The sequence below is a fragment of the Streptomyces sp. NPDC001450 genome (assembly GCF_053597295.1).
The window spans coordinates 213,930-237,303 of the sequence record NZ_JBSFHY010000008.1 but is presented as its reverse complement, the minus strand read 5'-3'; the positions used below and the strand labels follow the sequence as shown (position 1 = coordinate 237,303).

Sequence of the window (23,374 nt, the reverse complement as noted above, 5' to 3'; positions counted from 1 at the left end):
CGGGGGCTTACGGGCGACGGATCGCGTCGGCCGCGGCCGTGGCGGCCGGACCTGCGGCCAGCTCGGTCTCCAGCAGCTGCTTGCCGAGCAGTTCGGGGTCCGGCAGCTCCATCGGGTACTCGCCGTCGAAGCAGGCGCGGCACAGGTTCGGCTTGGCGATGGTGGTCGCCTCGATCATGCCGTCGATGGAGATGTACGCCAGGGAGTCGGCGCCGAGCGAGGTGCCGATCTCCTCGATGGTCATCCCGTTGGCGATGAGCTCGGCGCGGGTGGCGAAGTCGATTCCGAAGAAGCAGGGCCACTTCACGGGCGGCGAGGAGATCCGGATGTGGACCTCGGCCGCGCCCGCCTCGCGCAGCATGCGGACCAGGGCCCGCTGCGTGTTGCCGCGCACGATCGAGTCGTCGACGACGACCAGGCGCTTGCCCTTGATGACTTCCTTGAGCGGGTTCAGCTTCAGGCGGATGCCGAGCTGACGGATGGTCTGCGAGGGCTGGATGAAGGTGCGGCCCACGTACGCGTTCTTGACCAGACCGGCACCGAAGGGGATGCCGGAGGCCTCCGCGTAGCCGATGGCGGCCGGGGTGCCGGACTCCGGGGTCGCTATGACCAGGTCGGCCTCGACCGGGGCCTCCTTGGCCAGGCGGCGGCCCATCTCGACCCGGGAGAGGTACACGTTCCGGCCGGCGATGTCGGTGTCCGGGCGGGCCAGGTACACGTACTCGAAGACACAGCCCTTGGGCTTCGCTTCCGCGAAGCGGGAGGTGCGCAGACCGTTCTCGTCGATGGCGACGAACTCGCCCGGCTCGATCTCGCGGACGAAGCTGGCACCGCAGATGTCCAGGGCGGCGCTCTCGGAGGCGACCACCCAGCCGCGCTCCAGGCGGCCGAGGACCAGCGGACGGATGCCCTGCGGGTCACGGGCGGCGTAGAGGGTGTGCTCGTCCATGAAGACGAGGGAGAAGGCGCCCCGCACCTTCGGGAGGACCGTGTGGGCGGCCTCCTCGATGGTCAGCGGCTTGCCGTCCTCGTCGACCTGGGCGGCCAGCAGGGCCGTCAGCAGGTCGGTGTCGTTGGTGGCCGCGACCCGGGTGGAGCGGCTGTTGTTGTCGTTCGGCAGTTCGGCGACCAACTCGGCGAGCTGCGCCGTGTTGACCAGGTTGCCGTTGTGGCCGAGCGCGATCGAGCCGTGCGCGGTGGCGCGGAACGTCGGCTGGGCGTTCTCCCACACGGAGGCGCCGGTGGTCGAGTAGCGGGCGTGTCCGACCGCGATATGGCCTTGGAGCGAACCGAGAGAGGTCTCGTCGAAGACCTGGGAGACAAGGCCCATGTCCTTGAAGACGAGGATCTGGGAGCCGTTGCTGACCGCGATTCCCGCGGATTCCTGACCCCGGTGCTGGAGGGCGTAGAGCCCGAAGTACGTGAGCTTTGCGACCTCTTCACCCGGAGCCCAGACACCGAAGACGCCGCAAGCGTCCTGGGGGCCTTTTTCGCCGGGAAGCAGATCGTGATTGAGTCGACCGTCACCACGTGGCACGGCACCGAGTGTAGGCGAGGTCGACCACTGGTCCGAATTGGGGATACACGGCGTTAACGGGTCAGGGCTTGCCGATCACCTTGGTTGTTTCTTCGTTTCCGCAGGTCAGCAAGGTTTCGGTGCGGCCTGAGCGGCCGTCGGCGGCCCTGTGGACGAAGATCCTGGGCCCGTTCGCCGCATGTATGAGTGAGGTGTCGCACATCATTCGGGTGCGCCGTGGCTGAGGTGGACGACGTCGCCGTCGCCGTCCGTGAGAGACAGCTTCCCGTCGTCGGTCCGGGCGGTGAGCGTGCCGGTGGTGAGGGTGCGGGCGAAGGCGCGCTCGAAGTCCATCCGCTCCTGGTCGCAGGCCATCTTGGTGGCGCGGACGTCCCCGATCGTGATCCGGTCGCCGCGCACGGTGGCCCGGGCGCTGAACTGGTTGCAGCCGAGGTTGCCGGCCGCCAGGCCGTCCGTGCCGATCCGGATGTGGGCCGTGGCGGGGGCCTGCCGGGTGGTGCCGTCGGCGGTGAGGCTGTCCACCCGCCAGTCGACGCCGGTCACGGGCTGCCGTACGCCGGGCGGGCCGCTGTCCGCCTGTCCGCCCTGGCTGCTGCCGCAGGCCAGCGTGAGCGGGACGAGCACGGCGGCCGCCGTCAGGGTCATGCGCTGCTTGTACCGGTTCGGTTTCCTGTACCGGTCCAGGTTCGGTTTCTTGTACCGGTTCATACGGATTCGACGGCCCGCCGGGGCCGCCGGTTCCGTCACGACATGAGCGGCAGCAGGTCCCCGATGTCCGCGCGCTCCCCACTGGCGCTGACCTCGGCCTCCGCCACGGCGTCCGTCCAGGCCACGCGGCCGGTGGCGAGCCGGATCCAGGTCAGCGGATCGGTCTCCACGACGTTGGGCGGGGTGCCGCGGGTGTGCCGGGGCCCCTCGACGCACTGCACGACGGCGTACGGCGGCACGCGCACCTCGGTGGAGCCGCCGGGAGCCTTCACGGCGAGGGCGTCGGCGAGGAGCCGGGTGGCGGCACCCAGGGCCCGGCGGTCGTACGGCACCTTTAGGCCGGGGACGGCGGCGTTGAGGTCGTCGGTGTGGACGACGAGTTCGACGGTCCGGGTGACCAGGTAGTCGTCCAGGGGCAGTGCGCCCGCGTTGGTCTGCAGGAGCCGGCTGCCGGGCTGCGCGTCGAGCAGGGCACGCAGGCTCCGGTCGACGTCGGCGAGGTAGGCGTCGAGGTCGGGGTGCTCGGCGGCGAGGTTCCGGGTGAAGTCGGCGATCGCTGCGGAGCCGGCGGCGGTGGCGAAGGGCCACTCGACCACCTGGACGTCCTGCTTCGGCGGGGCCGGCAGATCCAGGGACCGGTGCACGGCCGTGACGGCCATGCCGATGTGCGCGACCAGCTCCCGTACGGTCCAGTCGCCGAGCCGGGTGGGCAGGGCGAGCTGCTCGGGGGTGAGGCCGCGTACGGCCTCCCGTACGTTGCCGAGCTGGGCGAGGACCGCGGCGCGGGTCTTGGCGGGGTCGTAGCTGCGGGCGCGCTTCTTGGCCGGGGGCATGGCGGTGAGCCTATGCCTTCACGGCGTAGTCCCTCAGGCCCTTTTCCACCAGGTCAAAGGCTTTCCCGGCCCGTTCGGCGGCGTCGGCGGCAACCTGGTCCGCGCTTTCACCCTCGGCGATACGGCGGTGATGCTCCTCGACGAGGGCGTTGCGGGCGGCGCTGAGGGTGGCGGCGGCGACCGTGCCCAGCATCAGGTCGCCCGTCTCGGCGGCCAGCACGTCGGCCAGCTCCCTGGTGCCCTTCTGGAAGGAGAGGAAGGCACGCTCCATCAGGGCCGGGGTGCCCATCACGAGTTGCCGGACCTGCCGGGAGAGCGGCTCGGGGTTCAGCCCGATCGAGGGGTCCCGGGCCTCGACCAGCTCCAGGAACTGCCGGCGTACGGCGTCCACGGCGGACTCGCCCGGCTGCCGCTCGCGCACGGCGCGGGCCACGTCGCCGAAGTGCTCCTCCATCGGCAGGAAGACCAGGTCCTCCTTGGTGCCGAAGTAGTTGAAGACGGTCATCTTGGAGACCTCGGCGGCGTCGGCGATCTCCTGCACGGAGACGTTGTCGAAGCCCCGCTCGACGAACAGGCCGACCGCGACCCGGTAGATCCGCATCGCCGTCTGCAGCTTCTTGCGCTCACGCAGCCCCATCGCCTCAGCCATGCGGACACCTTACCGCGATGAAATTTAGCCCGAGATTAACCTTAGGCCTGGATGAAACATTGACTCGGTATATGAATGCCCGGCATGGTGATGCCCATGACCGAAACCCAGCGCAAGATCGGCTTCCTCGTCTGCCTCGTCACGATCGTTCTCGCCGTCCTGGATCTGCAGATCGTGTCCGCGGCGACCGTCCCGATCGTCCGGGACCTCGATCCCGAGCACGGCATCGACAAGATCCCGTGGCTGGTCAGCGCCTTCTCGCTGGCGTCGGCCGCGATGCTGCCCCTGTACGGCCGGCTGTGCGACGTGCTCGGCGCCAAGCGGGTCTTCCTCGGCGCCCTGGGCGCCTTCCTGACCGGTTCCGCGCTGTGCGGCGCGGCCCCCTCGATCGGCTGGCTGATCGCCGCCCGGGCCGTGCAGGGCGTCGGGGCGGGCGGGCTGATGAGCGTCACGATGGTCGTGATCGCGCAGCTGAAGGGACCCGGCGAGAAGAAGAACAAGGGCGCGGGCACCGGCGGGATCGTCGCCGGCGGCGGCATGGCCGTCGGCCCCTGGCTCGGCGGCTTTCTCGCCGACCACGCGAGCTGGCGCTGGGCCTTCTACGTCAACCTGCCGCTCGGCATCGCGGCCCTCGCCACCGCGGTCGTGGTCCTCGGGCTCCCGCGCGACACGCACAGCCGCGCGATCGACTTCCCCGGCGCGGCCCTCGCCGCCGCGTTCTCCACCACGCTGCTGCTGGTCACCGAGTGGGGCGGCAAGCAGTACGCCTGGGCCTCGCCGCAGATCCTCACCCTGGGCCTGGCCTCGGCGGGCGCGCTCGCCCTCTTCCTGCACCGCCAGCTCACCGCCGCCGAACCGATCCTGCCGCCCTCGCTGTTCCGCGTCCCCGAGCTGCGCCTCGGCTTCGCGGTCCAGGGGCTGATGGGTGTCGCCATGACCGGCGCGATGTACTACGTCCTGGTCTACCTCCAGGTCGCCCGTGGCATCGCCAGCTCCTCCGCCGGGCTGTTCCTCGTCCCGATGGCGGCCGGGATCACGGCGGTCGGCGTCATCACCGGCCGGCTCACCGAACGCGGCTGGTCCGAGCGGACCTTCGTGATCAGCGGGTCCGTCGTGACAGCGGCCGCCTTCCTGCTCCTCGCCACCACCGGCACGACCACGTCGCTGTGGCAGCTGCGCGCGGCCCTGCTGCTCGTCGGCATCGGCTTCGGCCAGCTGCTCGGCCAGCTGATCCAGCTGGTGCAGGCCGCGGCGCCCCGCCACCAGCTCGGCGTGGCCACCACCGCCATCCGCTTCTTCCAGACCCTCGGCACGGCCCTCGGCGCCGCCCTCTTCGGCACCCTCCTCAACCGCCTGTACGACGGCCCCGGCGACATCGGCTCGCTCGCCGCGCTGCGGGGTGCCGCACACGCCCAGGGAGTGGCCGCCTACGTCTCCGCGATGGACTCGGTGTTCCTGTGCGGGGCCGGGGTGATGGCCCTGTGCCTGGTGCTGGCGCTGAGGTTGCCGAAGCCTGTGCGCGGTGGGGGAGCTCCGGTGGGAGCTGAGGAGCCGGAATCAGTCCCCACCTGAAGCTACATGTACATCTGTTACATTCATGCCATGAGTGATCCGGTAGTTGAATCCATGGCCGAGGTCCGCAACCACCTCGCCGACGTCATCGATCGCGCTCACCGGGAGGAAACCCCGACGATCATCACCCGGCGCGGCAAGCAAGAAGCCGTCGTGATCGACATCCAGGAGTACCAGCGCCTGCGCCGGATCGCCGAAGACGCCGAAGAGGCGTGGCTCAACCGGCTGGCCGACGAAGCGGAGGCCGAGGGCACGGAAGGTTCGGTCTCGCTCGAAGAGATGGCCGCCTTGCTCCGCGCCCGGCAGGACTGACCCATGGGGTACGTCACGCGCTTCACGCCGCACGCCCAGCGGGACATGCTCAAGATCCCGCGCCCGGACGCCCTGCGCATCCTGTACGGCCTCACCGAACTCCAGAAAGCGATGGACGCGCAGGACACGACCTCGCTCGACATCAAGGCCCTCCAGGGGCACAACGCCCGCTGGCGGCTCAGGGCCGGCGACTACCGCGTCGTCCACACCGTCGAAGACGGCCAACTCATCGTGTGGGTCCTGACCGTCGGCAACCGCCGCGACGTCTACCGTCAGCTTCCGTAGGCTCGGTGGCCGGCAGCGCGCCGGGGCCGGGGCGCGGCAGCGACTGGCCCGGCGCGAACAGGCAGACGGGCACATGAGACGGCCCCGCCCATCGAAACGGGCGGGGCCTTCACAGGCGTACGTCGATCACGCCAGCAGTGCCGGAATGGTCTCCTCGTGAGCCTTCCGCAGCTCCTCCAGCGTGAGCGCGAACTCACCCTGAATCTCCACCGAGGCGCCGTCCACGACACCGATGCGGGCGGCCGGCAGACCCCGGGCACCGCACATGTCGTTGAAGCGGACCTCCTCCGAGCGCGGCACCGCGACGATCGCACGCCCGGCCGACTCGGAGAACAGGAAGGTGAAGGCGTCGAGCCCGTCCGGTACGACCAGACGCGCGCCCTTGCCGCCGAGCAGCGCCGACTCCACGACCGCCTGGACCAGACCGCCGTCGGACAGGTCGTGCGCGGAGTCGATCATGCCGTCGCGGGAGGCGGAGATCAGGATCTCGGCCAGCAGGCGCTCGCGCTCCAGGTCGACCTGCGGGGGCAGACCGCCGAGGTGGTCGTGGACCACCTGGGACCAGGCCGAGCCACCGAACTCCTCACGGGTGTCGCCGAGGAGGTAGATGAGCTGGCCCTCCTCCTGGAAGGCGACCGGCGTGCGGCGGGCGACGTCGTCGATGACGCCCAGCACGGCCACCACCGGCGTCGGGTGGATGGCCGCCTCGCCCGTCTGGTTGTAGAGGGAGACGTTGCCGCCGGTCACCGGGGTGCCCAGCTGCTGGCAGGCGTCGGCGAGACCGCGCACGGCCTCGGCGAACTGCCACATGACCGCCGGGTCCTCGGGGGAGCCGAAGTTCAGGCAGTCCGAGACGGCGAGCGGCTTGGCACCGGTCGTCGCCACGTTCCGGTAGGCCTCGGCCAGCGCCAGCTGGGCACCCGCGTACGGGTCGAGCTTGGCGTAGCGGCCGTTGCCGTCCGTCGCGATGGCGACGCCGAGGCCGGTCTCCTCGTCGACGCGGATCATGCCCGAGTCCTCGGGCTGGGCCAGCACCGTGTTGCCCTGCACGAAGTGGTCGTACTGCGAGGTGATCCACTTCTTGGAGGCCTGGTTGGGCGAGCCCACCAGCTTCAGGACCTGGTCCTTCAGCTCCTCGGCGGTCTGCGGCCGCGGGAGCTTGTTCGCGTCGTCCGCCTGCAGCTCGTCCTGCCAGGACGGGCGGGCGTACGGGCGCTCGTACACCGGGCCCTCGTGGGCCACGGTCCGCGGGTCGACGTCGACGATCTTGCCGCCGTGCCAGAAGATCTCAAGCCGGTCGCCGTCGGTGACCTCGCCGATCACCGTGGCGATGACGTCCCACTTGGCGCAGATCTCCAGGAAGCGGTCGACCTTCTCCGGCTCGACCACGGCGCACATGCGCTCCTGCGACTCGCTCATGAGGATCTCCTCGGGCGAGAGGGTCGAGTCACGCAGCGGTACGTCGTCCAGGGTCACGCGCATGCCGCCGGAGCCGTTGGAGGCCAGCTCGGACGTGGCGCAGGACAGGCCGGCCGCACCCAGGTCCTGGATGCCGACGACGAGCTTCTCCCGGAAGGCCTCCAGGGTGCACTCGATGAGGAGCTTCTCCTGGAAGGGGTCGCCGACCTGGACCGCCGGGCGCTTCGAGGGCTTGGCGTCGTCGAAGGTCTCGGAGGCCAGGATCGAGGCGCCGCCGATGCCGTCGCCGCCGGTCCGGGCCCCGTACAGGATGACCTTGTTGCCCGCGCCGGAGGCCTTGGCGAGGTGGATGTCCTCGTGCCGCATCACACCGATGGCACCGGCGTTGACCAGCGGGTTGCCCTGGTAGCAGGCGTCGAAGACGACCTCGCCGCCGATGTTGGGCAGACCCAGGCAGTTGCCGTAGCCGCCGATGCCGGCGACGACGCCCGGCAGGACGCGCTTGGTGTCGGGGTGGTCGGCCGCGCCGAAGCGCAGCGGGTCGACCACGGCCACCGGACGCGCGCCCATCGCGATGATGTCGCGGACGATGCCGCCGACACCCGTGGCCGCGCCCTGGTAGGGCTCGACGTAGGAGGGGTGGTTGTGCGACTCGACCTTGAAGGTGACCGCGTACCCCTGACCGACGTCCACCACGCCGGCGTTCTCGCCGATGCCGACGAGCAGCGCGTCCGACTGGGGCGCCTTCTCGCCGAACTGGCGCAGGTGGACCTTGGAGGACTTGTACGAGCAGTGCTCGGACCACATGACCGAGTACATGGCGAGCTCGGCACCGGTGGGGCGGCGGCCCAGGATCTCGACGATCCGCTCGTACTCGTCCTTCTTCAGGCCGAGTTCGGCCCAGGGCAGCTCGACGTCGGGGGTCGCGGCCGCGTTCTCGACCGTGTCCAGAGGCGTCCGGCTCATGCGTTGACCAGCTTCTTGAGGATCGAGGTGAAGAAGGGGAGGCCGTCGGTACGGCCCGTACCGATCAGCGGCTCGACGGCGTGCTCGGGGTGCGGCATGAGGCCGACGACGTTCCCGGCCTCGTTGGTGATGCCGGCGATGTCCCGCAGCGAGCCGTTCGGATTGAAGTCCAGGTAGCGGAAGACGACCCGGCCCTCCGCCTCCAGCTTGTCGAGCGTGTACTCGTCGGCGACGTACCGGCCGTCCATGTTCTTCAGCGGGATGTGGATCTCCTGGCCCTCGCGGTAGTCGCTGGTCCAGGCCGTCCCCGCGTTCTCCACCCGCAGCTTCTGGTCGCGGCAGATGAAGTGGAGGTGGTCGTTGCCGAGCATCGCGCCCGGAAGGAGGTGGGCCTCCGTGAGGACCTGGAAGCCGTTGCAGATACCGAGGACCGGAAGTCCGGCCTTCGCCTGCTCGATGACGGTCTCCATCACCGGCGAGAAGCGGGAGATGGCTCCGGCCCGCAGATAGTCGCCGTAGGAGAAACCGCCGGGCAGCACCACGGCGTCGACCTGCTTGAGGTCCTTGTCCTTGTGCCAGAGAGCGACCGGTTCGGCGCCCGCGAGGCGGATCGCGCGCTGGGTGTCCCGGTCGTCGAGACTCCCCGGGAAAGTGACGACGCCAATACGAGCGGTCACTTCGCGGCCTCCGCGACTTCCTCCACCTTGACGGTGAAGTCCTCGATCACGGTGTTGGCGAGGAAGGATTCCGCAAGATCGTGGATGCGGGCGAGCGCGGCCTCGTCAACCGGCCCGTCAACTTCCAGTTCGAAACGCTTTCCCTGACGTACGTCCGAGATCCCTTCGAAACCCAGGCGCGGCAGCGCACGCTGGACCGCCTGGCCCTGGGGGTCGAGGATCTCCGGCTTGAGCATGACGTCGACTACGACGCGTGCCACTGGCACTCCCGGTGTGTGGTGCTGAGCAGGTTCCTTCAGACTACCCGCACAAAATTTCTACGCGGGTAGAGTTGTAGGAAACTACGTGAGGCGCATCACGATCGGGTGACGGGCGGGCGCCCTCGCGAAAAGTTCTGGGAAAGTTCCACGGGTCCGCCCACGACGCATATTGCACTGGGACACGCTGACGGATTTAGTCGGGCTTCACTTTGCATTGCCGGGCACTGTACAAATGAATTGGCAATAGCCGATACTCGGCACGTCATCGCCGATGAGCTGTATCGACGTGCCGCACGAAGGGACCGATATTCGTGGCGCAAAAGGTCGTGGTCACTCTCTTTGACGACATCGACGGCTCGGAAGCGGCGGAAACGATCGCCTTCGGACTCGACGGCAAGTCGTACGAGATCGACCTGAACGAAACCAACGCCAAGAAACTGCGCAAGGCGCTCGCGCCCTACGTGGAGGCCGGCCGCAAGCGCTCGCGCTCCGGCAAGGCGTACAAGCAGACGGAGGTCGCTCCCGACCCGGCGGCCGTCCGGGCCTGGGCCCAGGCGAACAAGATGGACGTGCCGGCGCGCGGACGCATCCCGAAGAAGGTCTACGAGGCGTTCAGCGCCGCGCAGTGAAGCCCGCGAAGGGGCAGTCCTCAGGGTCCGTCAGCGGGCCCTGAGGGCCGTGCACTTGGCCGCGCCGGGAACCGACTTGCGCTACCCCCCTGCTGATCAGCTAGTGTCTGGGACACGCCGAGGGGCGAGGCCGAAGGGCCGGATCCCACGGACCGTGCGGGTGTAGTTCAGTAGCAGAACATCCCCCTTCCAGGGGGAAGGCGCAGTGTGCGATTCCTGTCACCCGCTCTGGCACCGGTCGTCACGACCACTCCTGTGGATCAGGTAGGCTGGTGCTCGCACCGATCGGTGGGAGCCGGTCGGGAGCAGTGCGGACGTAGCTCAGTTGGTAGAGCGCAACCTTGCCAAGGTTGAGGTCGCGAGTTCGAGCCTCGTCGTCCGCTCGGGAATGAGACCCCGGTCCAATGGACCGGGGTCTTTTCGTGTGCCCCACGCCGTCTGACATTTGTCATGCCGGATGATGACCCCGCGCACTGCTGTTCCGGCTCGCGGGCCGGGACGCTGAAGGCATGAACACCAACGAACACGAGCACGTGATCGAGGTCACCGATCTCAGGCGTGTCTACGGGGGCGGGTTCGAGGCCGTACGCGGAATCACCTTCTCCGTGGCACGCGGGGAGATCTTCGCCCTGCTGGGCACCAACGGCGCGGGCAAGACGTCCACGGTCGAACTGCTGGAAGGCCTCGCGGCACCGGCCGGGGGCCAGGTCCGCGTCCTCGGCCACGACCCCTTCCGGGAGCGGGCCGCCGTACGCCCGCGCACCGGAGTCATGCTCCAGGAGGGCGGCTTCCCCTCCGACCTGACCGTCGCCGAGACCGCCCGGATGTGGGCGGGTTGCACCAGCGGGGCGCGAACCGAGGCGGAGGTGCTGGAACTGGTCGGGCTGGCCCGGAAGGCCGACGTACGGGTCAAGCAGCTGTCCGGTGGCGAGCGGCGGCGGCTGGACCTGGCGCTCGCCCTGCTCGGCGACCCCGAAGTGCTGTTCCTGGACGAGCCGACGACCGGGCTCGACGCCGAAGGCCGCCGGGACACCTGGGAGTTGGTGCGCGAGCTGCGGGCGGCGGGCACGACCGTGCTGCTCACCACGCACTACCTGGAGGAGGCGGAAGGCCTCGCCGACCGGCTCGCCATCCTGCACGAGGGGCGCATCGCCACCTCCGGAACCCCGGCCGAGGTCACCGCGGGCCGGCCCTCCCGGATGTCCTTCGAGTTGCCCGACGGCTACTTCCTCGGCGATCTGCCGCCCCTCGCCGACCTCGGCGTCTGCGGGCACGAGAGCGACGGCCGCCTCGTACGGCTGCGCACCCGGGAGCTGCAGCGGACCGCCGCCGGGGTGCTGGCCTGGGCCGAGCGGGCCGGGGTCGAGCTGCGCCGGCTCGATGTGCGCTCGGCCTCGCTGGAGGAGGCGTTCCTCGGGATCGCGCAGGAGCAGGAGGTCATGGCATGAGCACTCTCGCCTGGGCACCGGCGGGCCGGCGACTGCGGGCGCTGGCCCGCGCCGAACTCGCCCTTCTCGGCCGCAACCGCGGCGTCGTCCTCACCGCGCTCGTCATGCCGCTCGCGCTGCCGTTCAGCGTGCGTCCGGCCCTCGACCAGATAGACCTGAAGAAGGAAGGGCTCTCCGTCAGCGCGGTGATGATGACGGCCGCGGTCGGCTTCTCCTTCCTCTTCGCCGTCTACACCTCCCTGGTCAACGCCTACGTCGCCCGCCGCGAGGAACTCGTCCTCAAGCGGCTTCGCACCGGCGAACTCTCCGACGCCGAGATCCTCACCGGCACCGCCCTGCCGGCCGTCGGCCTCGGCCTCGCCCAGGCCCTGCTGCTGTGCGCGGGCTGCGCGGTGCTGCTGCACACCGGAGCCCCCAAGGCGCCGTACCTGACCCTGCTGGGGCTGGTGGCGGGGCTCGTGCTGAGCGCCGCGCTGGCCGCGCTCACCGCGGCCTTCACCCGAAGCGTGGAGAGCGGACAGGTCACCGCGCTGCCGCTGGTGCTCTTCTCGATGATCGGCTCCGGCATCGCGATCCCGACCGAGGTACTGCCCGACCGGCTCGCCTCCGTCTGCGAACTCCTTCCGCTGTCCCCCGCGATCCGGCTGGTCCGCGCGGGCTGGACCGGCCAGTTGAGCGCGTACCAGGTGCTGGGCGCCGTGGCGGCCGCGCTGGCCTGGACCGTCGTGGCGGTGTTTGCTGTACGGCGGTGGTTCCGGTGGGAGCCGCGGCGCTGAGCACGGGGGCACACATGGTCGGGCGGATACGGCGGTGGCAGCAGCGGCACTGGGGGGAGCGGAGCAAGGCCGAGCGGGTCGAGCTGTTCAGCGTCCTCACCTGGTGCTGCACGGTCTGGTTCATCATGTTCTGCTGGCTGCTGCTGCCCATGGTCGGCGGCCTCGCCTACCGGCCCGTGGCGGTCGGCCTCGGCGCCCTCTTCATCCTCGTGGGGATCCTGCAGTGCGCCGTCTCGAACCGGCTCACCCGTCCCGCGCTCGACCACTACCTCGGGCGCGCCGAGCTGCCGGCCCGCGCGTACCGCGCACCGGCCGTCCTGCTGGGGCTGGGGGTGGCGCTGCTCGTGGCGCTCGCCGGGCTGGACGCGGTCGGCCCGGCGGCGGTCCGCTTCGCGATCGGTGGCCTGGTGCTGCCGTTCGCGCTGGTCTACGGGCTCACGGTCCCGGTCCGGGTGCTCCTGCGCCGCTCGGCGGTGTTCACGGTCCTGCTCACGGCCGCCATCGGGCTCGCCGATCACGACGGCCTCGGCCTGGTGGCGACCGGCGCGATGACCGTCTTCCAGGTGCTCTTCGCGCTGCTCGCGGGCCGCTGCGGCGCCTGGACCCTCGCCGTGCTGTGGGAGGCGGAACGCGGCCGGCAGATCGAGGCCCGGCTCGCCGTCGCCGAGGAGCGGCTGCGGTTCGGCCGGGACCTGCACGACGTGCTGGGGCGGAACCTCTCCGTCATCTCCCTGAAGAGCGAGCTGGCCGTGCAACTGGCGCGGCGCGGGCGGCCGGAGGCCGTGGACCAGATGATCGAGGTGCAGCGCATCGCCCAGGAGTCGCAGCGGGAGGTGCGGGACGTCGTACGCGGCTACCGGGAGGCCGATCTCCTGGTCGAACTCGCCGGCGCCCAGGGCGTGTTGACGGCCGCCGGGATCGTCTGCGAGGTCCGCGCCGAGGCCGCCGGACTGCCCGCCGAGGTGCAGTCAGCGCTCGGCTGGGTGGTGCGCGAGGCGGCGACCAACGTGCTGCGGCACGGGGACGCGGCACGGTGTGCGCTGAGACTGCGGGTGCAGGAGGGGCGTGTGGTGCTGACGGTGGAGAACGACGGGGTGGCGGGCCCGGCCGGCAGCGGCGGCTCGGGACTCGCCGGGCTGCGGGAACGGCTGGCCGCCGTGGACGGGACGCTGGAGGCCGGGCTCGTCGGCAAGGACCGGTTCCGGCTGGTGGCCGAGGCGCCGGTGAAACAGGAAGTGAGCGGAGTCACCTCATGAGCAGCCCGGTACGGCTGTTGCTCGCCGACGACGAGCATCTGATCCGGGGCGCGCTGGCCGCCCTGCTCTCCCTGGAGGACGACCTGATCGTCGTCGCGGAGGCGGCGAGCGGGCCGGAGGCGCTGGCGATGGCGCGGGCGCACGAACCCGACGTGGCCGTACTGGATCTCCAGATGCCGGGCGCCGACGGTGTGAAGGTCGCCACATCCCTTCGCGCCGAACTGCCCGGCTGCCGGGTGCTGATCGTCACCGGTCACGGTCGGCCGGGGCACCTGAAGCGGGCGCTCGCGGCCGGTGTGCGGGGGTTCGTCCCGAAGACGGTCAGCGCCCAGCGGCTCGCCGAGATCATCCGGACCGTGCACGCGGGAAGCCGTTACGTCGACCCGGAGTTGGCCGCCGACGCGATCTCCGCCGGCGACTCCCCGCTGACCGCTCGGGAGGCCGAGGTGCTGGAGCTGGCGGCCGACGGCGCGCCGGTCGCGGAGATCGCCGAACGGGCCGCGCTGTCCCCGGGAACCGTGCGGAACTATCTCTCCTCGGCCGTCACGAAGCTCGGTGCGGAGAACCGTCATGCGGCAGTGCGTCTCGCACGCGACCGCGGTTGGGTATAGTTGGCCTCGCGCCACGGCGCAACGCGGACGTAGCTCAGTTGGTAGAGCGCAACCTTGCCAAGGTTGAGGTCGCGAGTTCGAGCCTCGTCGTCCGCTCCAGAACGAAGGCCCCCGGTTCCCACCGGGGGCCTTTCGCGTCAGACAGGCCCTAGACCCAGCTGGTGCCCGTCAGCAGCTCGTACGCCTCCACGTACTTGGCCCGGGTCGCGTCCACGACGTGCTGCGGCAGCGCCGGCGGGGGCTGCTCGCTCCTGCGGTCCCAGCCGGACTCGGCCGAGGTCAGCCAGTCACGGACGAACTGTTTGTCGTACGACGGCTGCGCGCGGCCCGGCTGCCACTGGTCGGCCGGCCAGAAGCGGGAGGAGTCCGGGGTGAGGACCTCGTCGGCGAGGACGAGCGTGTCTCCCTCGAAGCCGAACTCGAACTTGGTGTCCGCCAGGATGATCCCCCGGTCGCGGGCGATGTCCCGGGCCCGCGAGTACACGGCGAGGGTGGCCTGGCGCAGCTGGGCCGCGGTCTCGGCGCCGACCTGGCGGGCGACCTCCTCGTAGGAGACGTTCTCGTCGTGCTCGCCGACCTCGGCCTTGGTGGCCGGCGTGAAGATCGGGCCGGGCAGTTCCGAGCCGTCGACCAGGCCCTCGGGGAGGGCCAGGCCGCAGACGGTCCGGGACTCGTTGTACTCGACCAGGCCCGAGCCGGTGAGGTAGCCGCGGGCCACGCACTCCACCGGGACCATCTTCAGGGACTTGCAGACCAGGGTGCGGCCCGCCCAGTCGGCGGGAGCGCCCGCAGGGACCTCGGTGCTCAGCACGTGGTTGGGGGCCAGGTCGCGCAGCTGGTCGAACCACCACAGGGAGAGCTGGGTGAGGACGCGGCCCTTGTCGGGGATCTCCGTGGGCAGCACCCAGTCGTACGCGGACATGCGGTCGCTGGCGACCATCACGAGGTCGCCCGCCTCGTTCTGGTACAGCTCGCGCACCTTTCCGGTGTGCAGGTGCACCAGGCCCGGAACCTGGATCGGCTCGGGCTTTTCTACGAATCCGGACACGGTTCCTCCCCGTGGTTCTGTCCAAGTGCCTCGATTCTCCCTTATGGGGGCGATCGGTTTCGGCCAGGGGGGCGGTGGACGTCCGCCGGGGGTCAGTCCCGTTTGCAGATGCGGTCCAGCAGGTTCGCCGTGGCCCGCTGGATGCGGGGGTCCACATGGCCCGGGCGGTCCAGGGACGGGGACCAGGCGAAGGTGCCGGAGGCGAACACCCAGGCGCCGGAGGCGGCGCGGTAGAGGGAGGTCTCCTGGTGGCGCAGGACTCCGTCGTTGTCGGTGTAGGGGGAGTGCGCGAGCAGGATCCGCTCCTCGTGCTCGGGCAGCGGAGTGCGCGGGAAGTAGCGGTCGGCCTCCCCGGCGACCAAGCCCTCGATCTCGTCGCCCTCGTGCGCGCCGGTGGCGTCCCACAGCCAGTGGCCCGCGTTGCGGACGATCAGCGGATACGGCTCGGGGACCCGGCCCGCGTACTGGATGCCGACCAGTTGCTGCTCGGGCCGGTCGATCTCGCGCCACAGCACCGGTTTTCCGGGGCCCTTGCGCTTGCGGCAGGTCAGCAGCCGGTCGGGGACGCCGGACGGGGACGGGCCCAACTCCACCTGCCAGTACATGGTGTTGGCGGAGAGGAAGACCAGTGAGGTGCCGCGGTCACGGGCGTCCTCGACGGCGCGGCGCATCGGCACCGACCAGTACTCGTCGTGGCCGGGGAAGACCAGGCCCCGGTACCGGGTGGGGTCGACGCGGCCGGCGTGCAGGTCGCGGGCGTCGGCGTAGGCGAGGTCGTAGCCGTAGCGCTCGGCCCAGCGGATGAAGTCGTAGGCGTGGCCGACGTGCAGGGGCAGGCCCGCGCCCGCGTACGGGCGGTCGAAGGAGACCGTGGTGGCCGCGTCCGCCTCGCCGAGCAGGCAGCCCTTCTCGTCCCAGGCGTGGTAGAGGCTGGCGCCGGCGTGGCCGTCCTCCGGGTAGAGGTTGTACGCCTGCCAGGTGATGTCGGGCAGCAGCAGGAGCAGGTCGGCGGGGTGGTCGTCGCGGACCGTGAACGGCACGTGGGAGCGGTAGCCGTCGGCGGTGGTGAGGACGGCCACGTAGGCGCCGATGTTCCAGTGGGAGGGCACCTGGAGGCGCCAGGACAGCCACCAGTGGTGGCAGGAGACCGTGCGGTCGGCGGCCAGCGGCGGGGGCTGGACGATGCCGGAGAGCCGGGGGCTCGTGGTGATCTTGGCGGCGCCGTCGCCGCCGTAGTGGCCGATCCGGTAGATGTCCACGCTGAACTGCTGCGGCGGGTCGACCGTGATGTGGAAGTCGATCGCCTCTCCGGGCGTGACCGCGCCGGTGGAGGTGAAGCCCTTGATCTGCCGGTGCACGTCGTCGGCCGAACGGGGGCCGGAGCCCGCCGTGCGCGGCGCGGGGACGCGCGGCCGCTCCCCGGCCGGCTGCTGCGGGCTGGGGTCGACGTACCAGGGCACGACGTGTCCCGTGTCGTCGAAGTAGGTCTCACTGCCGCGCAGCCAGGGGACCGGGCCCTGGCCGAAGGGGTCCGTGACAGCGTGCGCGAGTGCTCCGGACTCCCAGCGGCGGATGTGGTCCGAGGCCATGGTCGCTCCCCTCCCTCATGCCCCCGTGTCGCTCTGACGGTGGTGCGGTGTGGTGCTCGGTCGTGCTGTCGTATGTCGCATGCGCTTGCCATGTGCGAGGTCGGTCCCCAGCACATCACATAACGCATGGGTCTGGTCACTATTCGTTGCGAATTGACCTGAAGTGGAAGATGCTTTTCCGTTACAACGCCCAGGCCGCCGGGTAGACCAGGGCACTCGGCTTTGGCCGGATTCAGACGAGCCGCACCGGCTTCTCCGGCCGTATCCCGGACGCGGCCAGCCAGTCGCGCAGCGGGCCCGGGTCTCCCTCCTCGATCAGGCTGAGCACCTTGGGCGCGAGGTCGGCGGCTCGCTCACCGCCAAGCAGCAGGGAGGGGCCGTCGAGCCAGTCGAGACCGGGGGCCGCCCCGGCCGTGTCGACGGCGGCGCAGCACACCATCGCGGTGACGTGATCGGTGAGCAGCTCACGGGCGGTACGTGGGGGCTGCAGCGGGAACAGCGGCAGCGCGCCGTCGTCCCACAGGGCGCTGTCGGGGCCCTGGCCGGCGGCGGTCGCGCCTCTCGGCACGGCGGCCTCCTCACGGGCCAGCGCGGCGGTGAGGCCCGCGGCCAGGGCGGCACTGCGTTCTGTGCCGCGGTCCGTGTCGTCGGCCGGTTCCGCCTCGGCTTCGCCTTCGGCGGGGATTCGGTTCCCCATCGCACGACCCGTGCGACTTTCGTCATCGGGTTCGGGTGGCCCCTGCGGGGGGTGTTCGCCGTCGGCGGCCTGCGGGGTGGTCCGGGTGCTCGGCTCGGTCAGGTGGTCCAGGACCCGGGTCAGGGTGGGGCCGCCGTGGCCGGGGGCCGTGGGGTCGGCGGTGGGGCGGACGCCCAGAGAGTCCAGGACGCGGTGCAGGCGGGCCGCGTCGGCGCGCCAGGTGCGGTCGACGACCTCCTCCGGGTACGCCTGCCAGTCCACCGGGGCCCAGCCCGGGCCGCACTCGGCCGGGCCGCCGTGGAAGAGGCGGGCGGCGAGCAGGGAGGCGGCCTCGTCCACCGCGCCGGGCTCCTCCAGGAGATCGCAGGCGGGACGCTCGCCGAGGCGGGAGGCGAAGCCCTCGGCCAGCCGGTCGCGCCGGGACAGCTCGGTGAGCGCGGCCACGACGCCCGCGTCCAGCCGGGCGGGCCAGCGGCCCATGCGCCAGGCGGGCAGCGCCACCCGGGTCAGCAGCCGGTCCCAGCCCGCGTAGGCGAGACCGACCTGCTCCTGGGCGACGATCCGCAGCCCGTAGTCCACGGCCTGCGCGCGCTCGGCCGCCGCCGCAGCGACCCCGCGCTCCATCAGGGCCGCGTGCTCGCGGCAGCCACGCAGCATCAGTCGGGCGACCCAGCCGACGGCCGCGCAGACGGCCCGGGTGAGCGGGCAGCGGCCGGGCGTCGAGGCCACGCCGACCGCCGCGTCCAGACCGCGCACGAAGCGGCGGGCGGCGGCTATGTCCGGGTGCGCGGAGGGGCCCGTACCGGCGACGACCGGGGCGAGGACCGCGCGCAGCTCGCCGACGCGCATCCACCACAGGAACGGGGAGCCGATGACGAGGACCGGGGCGGTGACGGCCCGGCGGTGGGCGCCGAAGCCGGATCCCTGGCCGGGGCCCGCCAGCTCGTCGTGCGCGGGCCGCGGGGGCGGGCCGTGGGCCGGGTGGGTGCGGTCCTCCAGCCAGCTGTCGCAGTCCGGGGTGAGCGCTATGGCCGAGGGCGCGGGGACCTCCAGCCGTTCGGCGAGGTCACGCACCAGCCGGTACAGGTCCGGGGCGGAGTCCTCCGCGATCGGGACCGTGGGGGTCACGGCGGGGCGGGCACGGGCCACCACCAGGGCGATACCGGCGGCGGCCAGCAGCACGACCACGGCCAGCACGCCCACGACCCAGCGGGCGGCGGACCAGAACGGGCCGACGAGATGGCCGGTGGAAGCGCCGGTCAGCAGGATCACCTCGGCGGCCGCCGGCAGCACGGCCACGGCCAGCGCCCGGCCACGGATGCGCAGCACGGCGAGAGCCCGCGAGCGCGCGGCCTGCGCACCCACCTCCACACCGGTTCCGGTCACGTGCGGACCTCACCCCCTCCCTGCGGATCCCACGCTGTCCTGGCGTTGCTCACTCCCCCACTGTGGCACCCGACACCGACATCGCAATGCCGGTGGGCCAAGTGCCGGAATGCTTGCGCCGCACCCTAGTTGGGGCCTCGGCCCCCGTCAGCCGGATGGGCGATTGCTCACTCGATGGAATGGCTTTGGTCAGAGGTGGATGACAGTCAGCAAAGATCAGGCCCCGGATTTTCGTCCGGGGCCTGGGTGGGTGCGAGATGCGCGCGACCGGCGGCTTTACGCCTCCGTCGCCTCGCCCGCCCGCTCGGCTTCCTTTGCACCCGCAGCCTTCGCCGCGATGTCCGTGCGGTGCTGCGAACCGTCCAGGCGGACGCGGGCCACCGCCCGGTACGCCCGCTCGCGGGCCTCGGCGAGGTCCTCGCCGGTCGCCGTGACGGACAGCACCCGGCCACCCGCGCTGACGACCGCGTCACCCTCCCGCTTCGTCCCGGCGTGCAGGACGTAGGCGTGCGGGGCGTCCTCGGCGGCCACCTCGTCCAGGCCGGTGATCGGGTCGCCGGTGCGCGGGGTGCCGGGGTAGTTGTGCGAGGCGATGACCACCGTGACGGCCGCGTCCTCGCTCCAGCGCAGGGGCTCCAGGTTGTCGAGGGTGCCGTTCGCGGCGGCCAGCAGGACACCGGCCAGCGGGGTCTTCAGGCGGGCCAGCACGACCTGGGTCTCGGGGTCGCCGAAGCGGGCGTTGAACTCGATGACCCGGATACCGCGCGAGGTGATCGCGAGCCCGGCGTAGAGCAGGCCCGAGAAGGGCGTGCCACGGCGGCGCAACTCGTCCACCGTCGGCTGCAGCACCGTCTCCAGCACCTCTTCGACCAGCTTCGGGTCCGCCCACGGCAGCGGCGAGTACGCGCCCATGCCGCCCGTGTTCGGGCCCTCGTCGCCGTCCAGGGCGCGCTTGAAGTCCTGCGCGGGCTGGAGCGGCACGACGGTACGGCCGTCGGTGATGGCGAACAGGGACACCTCGGGCCCGTCGAGGAACTCCTCGATGACGACCCTCCCCTGCTGCCCGGAAGGCGCGGGAGGTGCCCCCACGCAGCCGGCCGCGTGGGCCTTGGCGGCCTCGAGGTCGTCCGTGACGACGACACCCTTGCCGGCGGCCAGCCCGTCGTCCTTGACGACGTAGGGGGCGCCGAAGGCGTCGAGGGCCTCGGCGGCCTCCTCCTCCGTGGTGCAGACGTAGGACCGGGCCGTGGGCACCCCGGCCGACGCCATCACGTCCTTGGCGAAGGCCTTGGAACCCTCGAGCTGCGCGGCCTCCCGGGAGGGGCCGAACACCGGGATGCCCGCCTCGCGCACGGCGTCGGCGACACCCGCGACCAGCGGGGCCTCCGGGCCGACGACGACGAGGTCGGCTTCGAGCCGGCCGGCCAGCGCGGCCACGGCCTTGCCGTCGAGCGCGTCGACCTGGTGCAGCTCGGCCACCTCGGCGATGCCGGCGTTGCCGGGGGCGCAGTGGAGCGCGGTGACGTCGGGGTCGAGGGACAGGGAGCGGCACAGGGCGTGTTCGCGGGCGCCGGTACCGATGACGAGGACCTTCACGGGGGTCAGCCTAATGGCAAGGTTGCCGAAGGTCGGGGGGCGGGCAAGCTGTGCGTTCCTACGAATGGGCCGGTACCGGCGTGGGCCTCTGCCTGCGAGCTGCCGCCCCCGGACCCCTCGCTCAGGCCTGAACGGCCTCGTCCTCACACGCCGGACGGGCCGTTTCCGTGCACGTGCCTACTCGTTCGAGAACTCCTCCACCACCGTCGCGCCCAACTCCCGCACGATCAGCTCGTGGCCGGACAGGGCCGACTCGTCGAGGTCGGGGTCGTCGTCCTCGGGGATGTCGTCCTCGGGGGCGACGGGGGGCGGCTCGGGGGCCGGGACGGGCTGCGGGGCGGCGGGTGCCCGGTACTGGGGCTGGGCCGCGGCGGATCCCTGGGGTGCGGCGGGCGCCGGGGCCGCCGGCTGGGGTGCCGTGGGGCGAGGCGCGGCGGGGGCGCCGTAGCCACCGCCAGCGGGCGCGCCGCCGTAGCCCGCGCCGCCGCCACCGCCGAAGCCCGGGGAGCCGCCGGACGGCGGGGGCGCGGAGCCGCCCGAGGGATCGACGACCGCCTCGATCTTCCACTGCACGTTGAACTGCTCGGCCAGCGCCTGTCGCAGCACATCCTCGCTGCCACTGCTCGCGAAGTTGTCGCGGGCGCCGGCGTTGACGAATCCGAGCTGGAGGGTGGTGCCGTCGAAGCCGGCCACCTGGGCGTTCTGGCTGAGCAGGATCCAGGTGAAGCGGCGGCGGTTCTTGACGGCCTCCAGGATGTTCGGCCAGAGCATGCGGGGGTCGAGGCCGCCGGTGGGGGCGGCGGCCGGAGCCGGGGCCGGGGCGGAGGGTACCGCTGGGGCAGTGGGTGCCTGGTACTGGGGCTGGGCCGGGGCGGGGCCCTGCGGGGCGCCGCCGCCCGCGGGAGCGGCCGTGGGCCAGCCGCCCGGGCGCCGGCCGCCGCCGGCCTGGGCGGCGGTGGGCCAGGCGCCGGGGGCGGGAGCGGAAGCGGGAGCGGCGGGAGGAGCCGAGGCCGCCGCCGGGGCAGGGGGTGCCGGAGCGGGCGCAGGGGGTGCCGGAGCAACCGCTGCCGGAGCGGGCGCAGGGGGTGCCGGAGTCGGCGTCGGAGCGGGCTCTGGGGCAGGCGCAGGGGCCGTAGGCACCCCTGCCGCCGGGCCCCCGGAGCCACCCGGGCCGACCGGTCCACCTTGCCCACCCGAGGCCCGTACGGCCGCACGAGCGGCGGCGGCCCCACCGGCGGCCGGCACGGGCGCACCGCCCTGGGCCATGCCCGCGTGGGCCTCGGGTCCGGGGACGTACCCCATGGCGGGTGCGGCGCCCGCGCCCACGAAGTTGACGCCGCGCTCGAGACGGTCGAGGCGGGCCATCACGGACCGCTGGTCTCCGTAGGCGGCGGGGAGCAGGACGCGTGCGCAGATGAGTTCGAGCTGGAGGCGGGGCGAGGTGGCGCCGCGCATCTCGGTGAGGCCCTCGTTGACGAGGTCGGCGGCGCGGCTCAGCTCGGCGGCCCCGAAGGTGCCGGCCTGGGCCTGCATGCGCTCCAGGACGTCGACCGGGGCATCGATGAGCCCCTTCTCCACCGCGTCCGGCACGGCGGCGATGATCACCAGGTCCCGCAGCCGCTCCAGCAGATCGGCGACGAAGCGACGCGGGTCGTTGCCGCCCTCGATGACCCGGTCCACGACCTCGAAGGCGGCGGCGCCGTCACCGGTGGCGAAGGCCTCGACGACGGAGTCGAGGAGCGACCCGTCGGTGTATCCGAGGAGGGAGGTGGCCATGGCATAGGTCACACCTTCTTCCCGCGCACCGGCGAGGAGCTGGTCCATGACGGACATGGAGTCACGCACGGAGCCGGCGCCGGCCCGCACGACGAGCGGCAGCACACCCTCCTCGACGGGGATGTTCTCCCGCCGGCACACCTCGGCGAGGTAGTCCCGCAGCGTCCCCGGGGGCACGAGGCGGAACGGATAGTGATGCGTGCGCGACCGGATCGTCCCGATGACCTTCTCGGGCTCGGTGGTGGCGAAGATGAACTTGAGGTGCTCCGGCGGCTCCTCGACGACCTTCAGCAGCGCGTTGAAGCCGGCCGACGTGACCATGTGGGCCTCGTCGATGATGTAGATCTTGTACCGGCTGGAGGCGGGCCCGAAGAAGGCCTTCTCGCGCAGCTCACGGGCGTCGTCCACACCACCGTGCGACGCTGCGTCGATCTCGATGACGTCGATGGACCCGGGCCCGTTCCTCGCCAGGTCCTGGCACGACTGGCACTCCCCGCAGGGAGTCGGCGTGGGACCTTGCTCACAGTTCAGGCAGCGCGCCAGGATCCGCGCGCTGGTCGTCTTGCCACAACCACGCGGCCCGCTGAACAGGTACGCGTGATTGACCCGGTTGTTCCGCAGCGCCTGCTGCAGCGGGTCGGTGACATGCTCCTGCCCGATGACCTCGGCAAAGGTCTCCGGGCGATAGCGGCGGTACAGCGCGAGAGACGACACGCATACGAGGTTATAGGCGCCCACTGACAACCCACCCCGCCGAAGGCTTCCTCCCGGCGAACGCAAGCGCCCCCCACGCACCCGCCAGAGCCGACCTACCCTTGCTGCCTTCCGGCCCTGGGGGAGTTCAGTCAGATAGCGCCGCGTGAGGGGCTGGGCCCCACAGTACCCGATCGCGGCCCAGGCGCTGCACCCGATGACGGCCTGCGGGAACGAGTTCGCGAGCACTCCCCTCGGTCATGTAATGTTTCCGGCGGAGGATTCGCCTAGAGGCCTAGGGCGCACGCTTGGAAAGCGTGTTGGGGGCAACCCCTCACGAGTTCGAATCTCGTATCCTCCGCCAGTGCCTCACCGGGCACGTTGTCGAAGGGTCCCACTGTTCGCAGTGGGGCCCTTCGACGTTGTCCGTCTCAGTCGGATTCTTCAGAACCGTCGCAGCGGTGTGGCGAGCGTCATGGAGACGCCCGTCCCGTACGCCCGCGTCCCGAGGAAGCCGCTTCCAGACGTGAGAGTCGGTGTTCGGGGTTCGGGCTCAGCGGCCCGCGATCGACGAGGAGGCTCTGAACCTCCCCGGCGAAGGCGGCCCGGCTCTCTGGCGTTTCTCCGCACCGGCGGCGAGCCGGGCCGCTG

General features: G+C 71.6%; 20 protein-coding genes, 4 tRNA genes and 1 other RNA gene. 12 read left to right on the top strand and 13 right to left on the bottom strand.

The features are described 5' to 3' along the window. Positions 1-7: 7 nt before the first annotated feature. The 4 genes from purF to ACWC5O_RS11710 form a co-directional block, all read right to left on the bottom strand. A complete protein-coding gene (purF, locus tag ACWC5O_RS11725; protein WP_450586366.1) occupies positions 8-1,537 on the bottom strand; it encodes an amidophosphoribosyltransferase in 1,530 nt (509 codons plus the stop codon). 201 nt (positions 1,538-1,738) lie between these two features. Beyond that, complete coding sequence (locus ACWC5O_RS11720) at positions 1,739-2,182, bottom strand: META domain-containing protein (RefSeq protein ID WP_450586364.1); 444 nt, start codon at positions 2,180-2,182, stop codon at positions 1,739-1,741. A 98-nt stretch (positions 2,183-2,280) separates the two neighbouring features. Next, positions 2,281-3,078: a sterol carrier family protein gene (locus ACWC5O_RS11715; RefSeq protein WP_450586362.1), complete on the bottom strand. Its 798-nt coding sequence runs from the start codon at positions 3,076-3,078 to the stop codon at positions 2,281-2,283. A 10-nt stretch (positions 3,079-3,088) separates the two neighbouring features. Then, a complete protein-coding gene (locus tag ACWC5O_RS11710) occupies positions 3,089-3,727 on the bottom strand; it encodes a TetR/AcrR family transcriptional regulator (RefSeq protein ID WP_450586360.1) in 639 nt (212 codons plus the stop codon). Positions 3,728-3,823: 96 nt separating this feature from the next. On the opposite strand from ACWC5O_RS11710, the gene ACWC5O_RS11705 reads away from it, so the two are divergent. The 3 genes from ACWC5O_RS11705 to ACWC5O_RS11695 are packed head-to-tail and all read left to right on the top strand — an operon-like array spanning position 3,824 to position 5,896. Then, complete coding sequence (locus ACWC5O_RS11705) at positions 3,824-5,299, top strand: MFS transporter (protein WP_450586358.1); 1,476 nt, start codon at positions 3,824-3,826, stop codon at positions 5,297-5,299. 54 nt (positions 5,300-5,353) lie between these two features. Next, entirely contained in the window at positions 5,354-5,611 is a 258-nt protein-coding gene (locus ACWC5O_RS11700; protein ID WP_450586356.1) for a type II toxin-antitoxin system Phd/YefM family antitoxin, read from the top strand. 3 nt (positions 5,612-5,614) lie between these two features. Continuing rightward, complete coding sequence (locus ACWC5O_RS11695) at positions 5,615-5,896, top strand: type II toxin-antitoxin system RelE family toxin (RefSeq protein ID WP_450586354.1); 282 nt, start codon at positions 5,615-5,617, stop codon at positions 5,894-5,896. Positions 5,897-6,022: 126 nt separating this feature from the next. On the opposite strand, the gene purL is transcribed toward ACWC5O_RS11695, so the two are convergent. The 3 genes from purL to purS are packed head-to-tail and all read right to left on the bottom strand — an operon-like array spanning position 6,023 to position 9,218. Continuing rightward, entirely contained in the window at positions 6,023-8,281 is a 2,259-nt protein-coding gene (purL, locus tag ACWC5O_RS11690) for a phosphoribosylformylglycinamidine synthase subunit PurL (RefSeq protein ID WP_450586353.1), read from the bottom strand. Then, entirely contained in the window at positions 8,278-8,958 is a 681-nt protein-coding gene (gene purQ / locus ACWC5O_RS11685; RefSeq protein WP_450586351.1) for a phosphoribosylformylglycinamidine synthase subunit PurQ, read from the bottom strand. The genes purL and purQ overlap by 4 nt, the downstream gene beginning before the upstream one ends. Then, positions 8,955-9,218, bottom strand: coding sequence for a phosphoribosylformylglycinamidine synthase subunit PurS (purS, locus tag ACWC5O_RS11680; RefSeq protein WP_015659417.1), 264 nt, complete (start codon positions 9,216-9,218; stop codon positions 8,955-8,957). The genes purQ and purS overlap by 4 nt, the downstream gene beginning before the upstream one ends. Positions 9,219-9,529: 311 nt before the next feature. Here purS and ACWC5O_RS11675 point away from each other — a divergent pair, with 311 nt between their 5' ends. From ACWC5O_RS11675 to ACWC5O_RS11640, 8 genes are all read left to right on the top strand, one after another. Further along, a complete protein-coding gene (locus ACWC5O_RS11675; protein ID WP_031164632.1) occupies positions 9,530-9,847 on the top strand; it encodes a histone-like nucleoid-structuring protein Lsr2 in 318 nt (105 codons plus the stop codon). Positions 9,848-10,003: 156 nt separating this feature from the next. Further along, positions 10,004-10,075: transfer RNA gene (locus tag ACWC5O_RS11670), tRNA-Gly, on the top strand. A gap of 82 nt (positions 10,076-10,157) precedes the next feature. Further along, positions 10,158-10,230 (top strand) — tRNA-Gly (locus ACWC5O_RS11665). A 126-nt stretch (positions 10,231-10,356) separates the two neighbouring features. Continuing rightward, a complete protein-coding gene (locus ACWC5O_RS11660) occupies positions 10,357-11,295 on the top strand; it encodes an ABC transporter ATP-binding protein (protein ID WP_450586348.1) in 939 nt (312 codons plus the stop codon). Continuing rightward, complete coding sequence (locus ACWC5O_RS11655; RefSeq protein WP_450586346.1) at positions 11,292-12,071, top strand: ABC transporter permease; 780 nt, start codon at positions 11,292-11,294, stop codon at positions 12,069-12,071. The genes ACWC5O_RS11660 and ACWC5O_RS11655 overlap by 4 nt, the downstream gene beginning before the upstream one ends. A 14-nt stretch (positions 12,072-12,085) precedes the next feature. Continuing rightward, positions 12,086-13,327: a sensor histidine kinase gene (locus ACWC5O_RS11650; RefSeq protein WP_450586344.1), complete on the top strand. Its 1,242-nt coding sequence runs from the start codon at positions 12,086-12,088 to the stop codon at positions 13,325-13,327. After that, on the top strand, positions 13,324-13,938 hold the full coding sequence (locus ACWC5O_RS11645) for a response regulator (protein WP_450586342.1): 615 nt from the start codon (positions 13,324-13,326) through the stop codon (positions 13,936-13,938). The genes ACWC5O_RS11650 and ACWC5O_RS11645 overlap by 4 nt, the downstream gene beginning before the upstream one ends. A 23-nt stretch (positions 13,939-13,961) precedes the next feature. Further along, a tRNA-Gly gene (locus tag ACWC5O_RS11640) sits at positions 13,962-14,037 on the top strand. A gap of 49 nt (positions 14,038-14,086) precedes the next feature. On the opposite strand, the gene ACWC5O_RS11635 is transcribed toward ACWC5O_RS11640, so the two are convergent. From ACWC5O_RS11635 to ffs, 6 genes are all read right to left on the bottom strand, one after another. Further along, positions 14,087-14,986 carry a phosphoribosylaminoimidazolesuccinocarboxamide synthase gene (locus ACWC5O_RS11635; RefSeq protein ID WP_450586340.1) on the bottom strand — a complete coding sequence of 300 codons (900 nt, stop codon included), beginning with the start codon at positions 14,984-14,986 and terminating at the stop codon, positions 14,087-14,089. 92 nt (positions 14,987-15,078) lie between these two features. Continuing rightward, positions 15,079-16,575 (bottom strand): N,N-dimethylformamidase beta subunit family domain-containing protein, encoded by a 1,497-nt coding sequence (locus ACWC5O_RS11630; protein ID WP_450586338.1) that lies wholly within the window; start codon positions 16,573-16,575, stop codon positions 15,079-15,081. 232 nt (positions 16,576-16,807) lie between these two features. Beyond that, positions 16,808-18,658, bottom strand: a complete 1,851-nt coding sequence (locus ACWC5O_RS11625; protein ID WP_450586336.1) for a hypothetical protein — start codon at positions 18,656-18,658, stop codon at positions 16,808-16,810. A 276-nt stretch (positions 18,659-18,934) separates the two neighbouring features. After that, positions 18,935-20,254 carry a phosphoribosylamine--glycine ligase gene (purD, locus tag ACWC5O_RS11620; protein ID WP_450586334.1) on the bottom strand — a complete coding sequence of 440 codons (1,320 nt, stop codon included), beginning with the start codon at positions 20,252-20,254 and terminating at the stop codon, positions 18,935-18,937. A 177-nt stretch (positions 20,255-20,431) separates the two neighbouring features. Next, positions 20,432-22,744, bottom strand: coding sequence for a DNA polymerase III subunit gamma and tau (locus ACWC5O_RS11615; protein ID WP_450586332.1), 2,313 nt, complete (start codon positions 22,742-22,744; stop codon positions 20,432-20,434). Between the two features lie 59 nt (positions 22,745-22,803). Next, positions 22,804-22,902: signal recognition particle sRNA small type (gene ffs / locus ACWC5O_RS11610), an RNA gene on the bottom strand. A 97-nt stretch (positions 22,903-22,999) separates the two neighbouring features. Here ffs and ACWC5O_RS11605 point away from each other — a divergent pair. Then, a tRNA-Ser gene (locus tag ACWC5O_RS11605) sits at positions 23,000-23,087 on the top strand. Positions 23,088-23,374: the final 287 nt, after the last annotated feature.

What these genes read in the sequence shown, in the direction of transcription:
- ACWC5O_RS11720 (WP_450586364.1), bottom strand. Translation starts at nt 2,182, where the DNA reads ATGACCCTGACGGCGGCCGCCGTGCTCGTCCCGCTCACGCTGGCCTGC.
- ACWC5O_RS11715 (WP_450586362.1), bottom strand. Translation starts at nt 3,078, where the DNA reads ATGCCCCCGGCCAAGAAGCGCGCCCGCAGCTACGACCCCGCCAAGACC.
- ACWC5O_RS11710 (WP_450586360.1), bottom strand. Translation starts at nt 3,727, where the DNA reads ATGGCTGAGGCGATGGGGCTGCGTGAGCGCAAGAAGCTGCAGACGGCG.
- ACWC5O_RS11705 (WP_450586358.1), top strand. Translation starts at nt 3,824, where the DNA reads ATGACCGAAACCCAGCGCAAGATCGGCTTCCTCGTCTGCCTCGTCACG.
- ACWC5O_RS11700 (WP_450586356.1), top strand. Translation starts at nt 5,354, where the DNA reads ATGGCCGAGGTCCGCAACCACCTCGCCGACGTCATCGATCGCGCTCAC.
- ACWC5O_RS11695 (WP_450586354.1), top strand. Translation starts at nt 5,615, where the DNA reads ATGGGGTACGTCACGCGCTTCACGCCGCACGCCCAGCGGGACATGCTC.
- purL (WP_450586353.1), bottom strand. Translation starts at nt 8,281, where the DNA reads ATGAGCCGGACGCCTCTGGACACGGTCGAGAACGCGGCCGCGACCCCC.
- ACWC5O_RS11660 (WP_450586348.1), top strand. Translation starts at nt 10,357, where the DNA reads ATGAACACCAACGAACACGAGCACGTGATCGAGGTCACCGATCTCAGG.
- ACWC5O_RS11655 (WP_450586346.1), top strand. Translation starts at nt 11,292, where the DNA reads ATGAGCACTCTCGCCTGGGCACCGGCGGGCCGGCGACTGCGGGCGCTG.
- ACWC5O_RS11650 (WP_450586344.1), top strand. Translation starts at nt 12,086, where the DNA reads ATGGTCGGGCGGATACGGCGGTGGCAGCAGCGGCACTGGGGGGAGCGG.
- ACWC5O_RS11645 (WP_450586342.1), top strand. Translation starts at nt 13,324, where the DNA reads ATGAGCAGCCCGGTACGGCTGTTGCTCGCCGACGACGAGCATCTGATC.
- ACWC5O_RS11630 (WP_450586338.1), bottom strand. Translation starts at nt 16,575, where the DNA reads ATGGCCTCGGACCACATCCGCCGCTGGGAGTCCGGAGCACTCGCGCAC.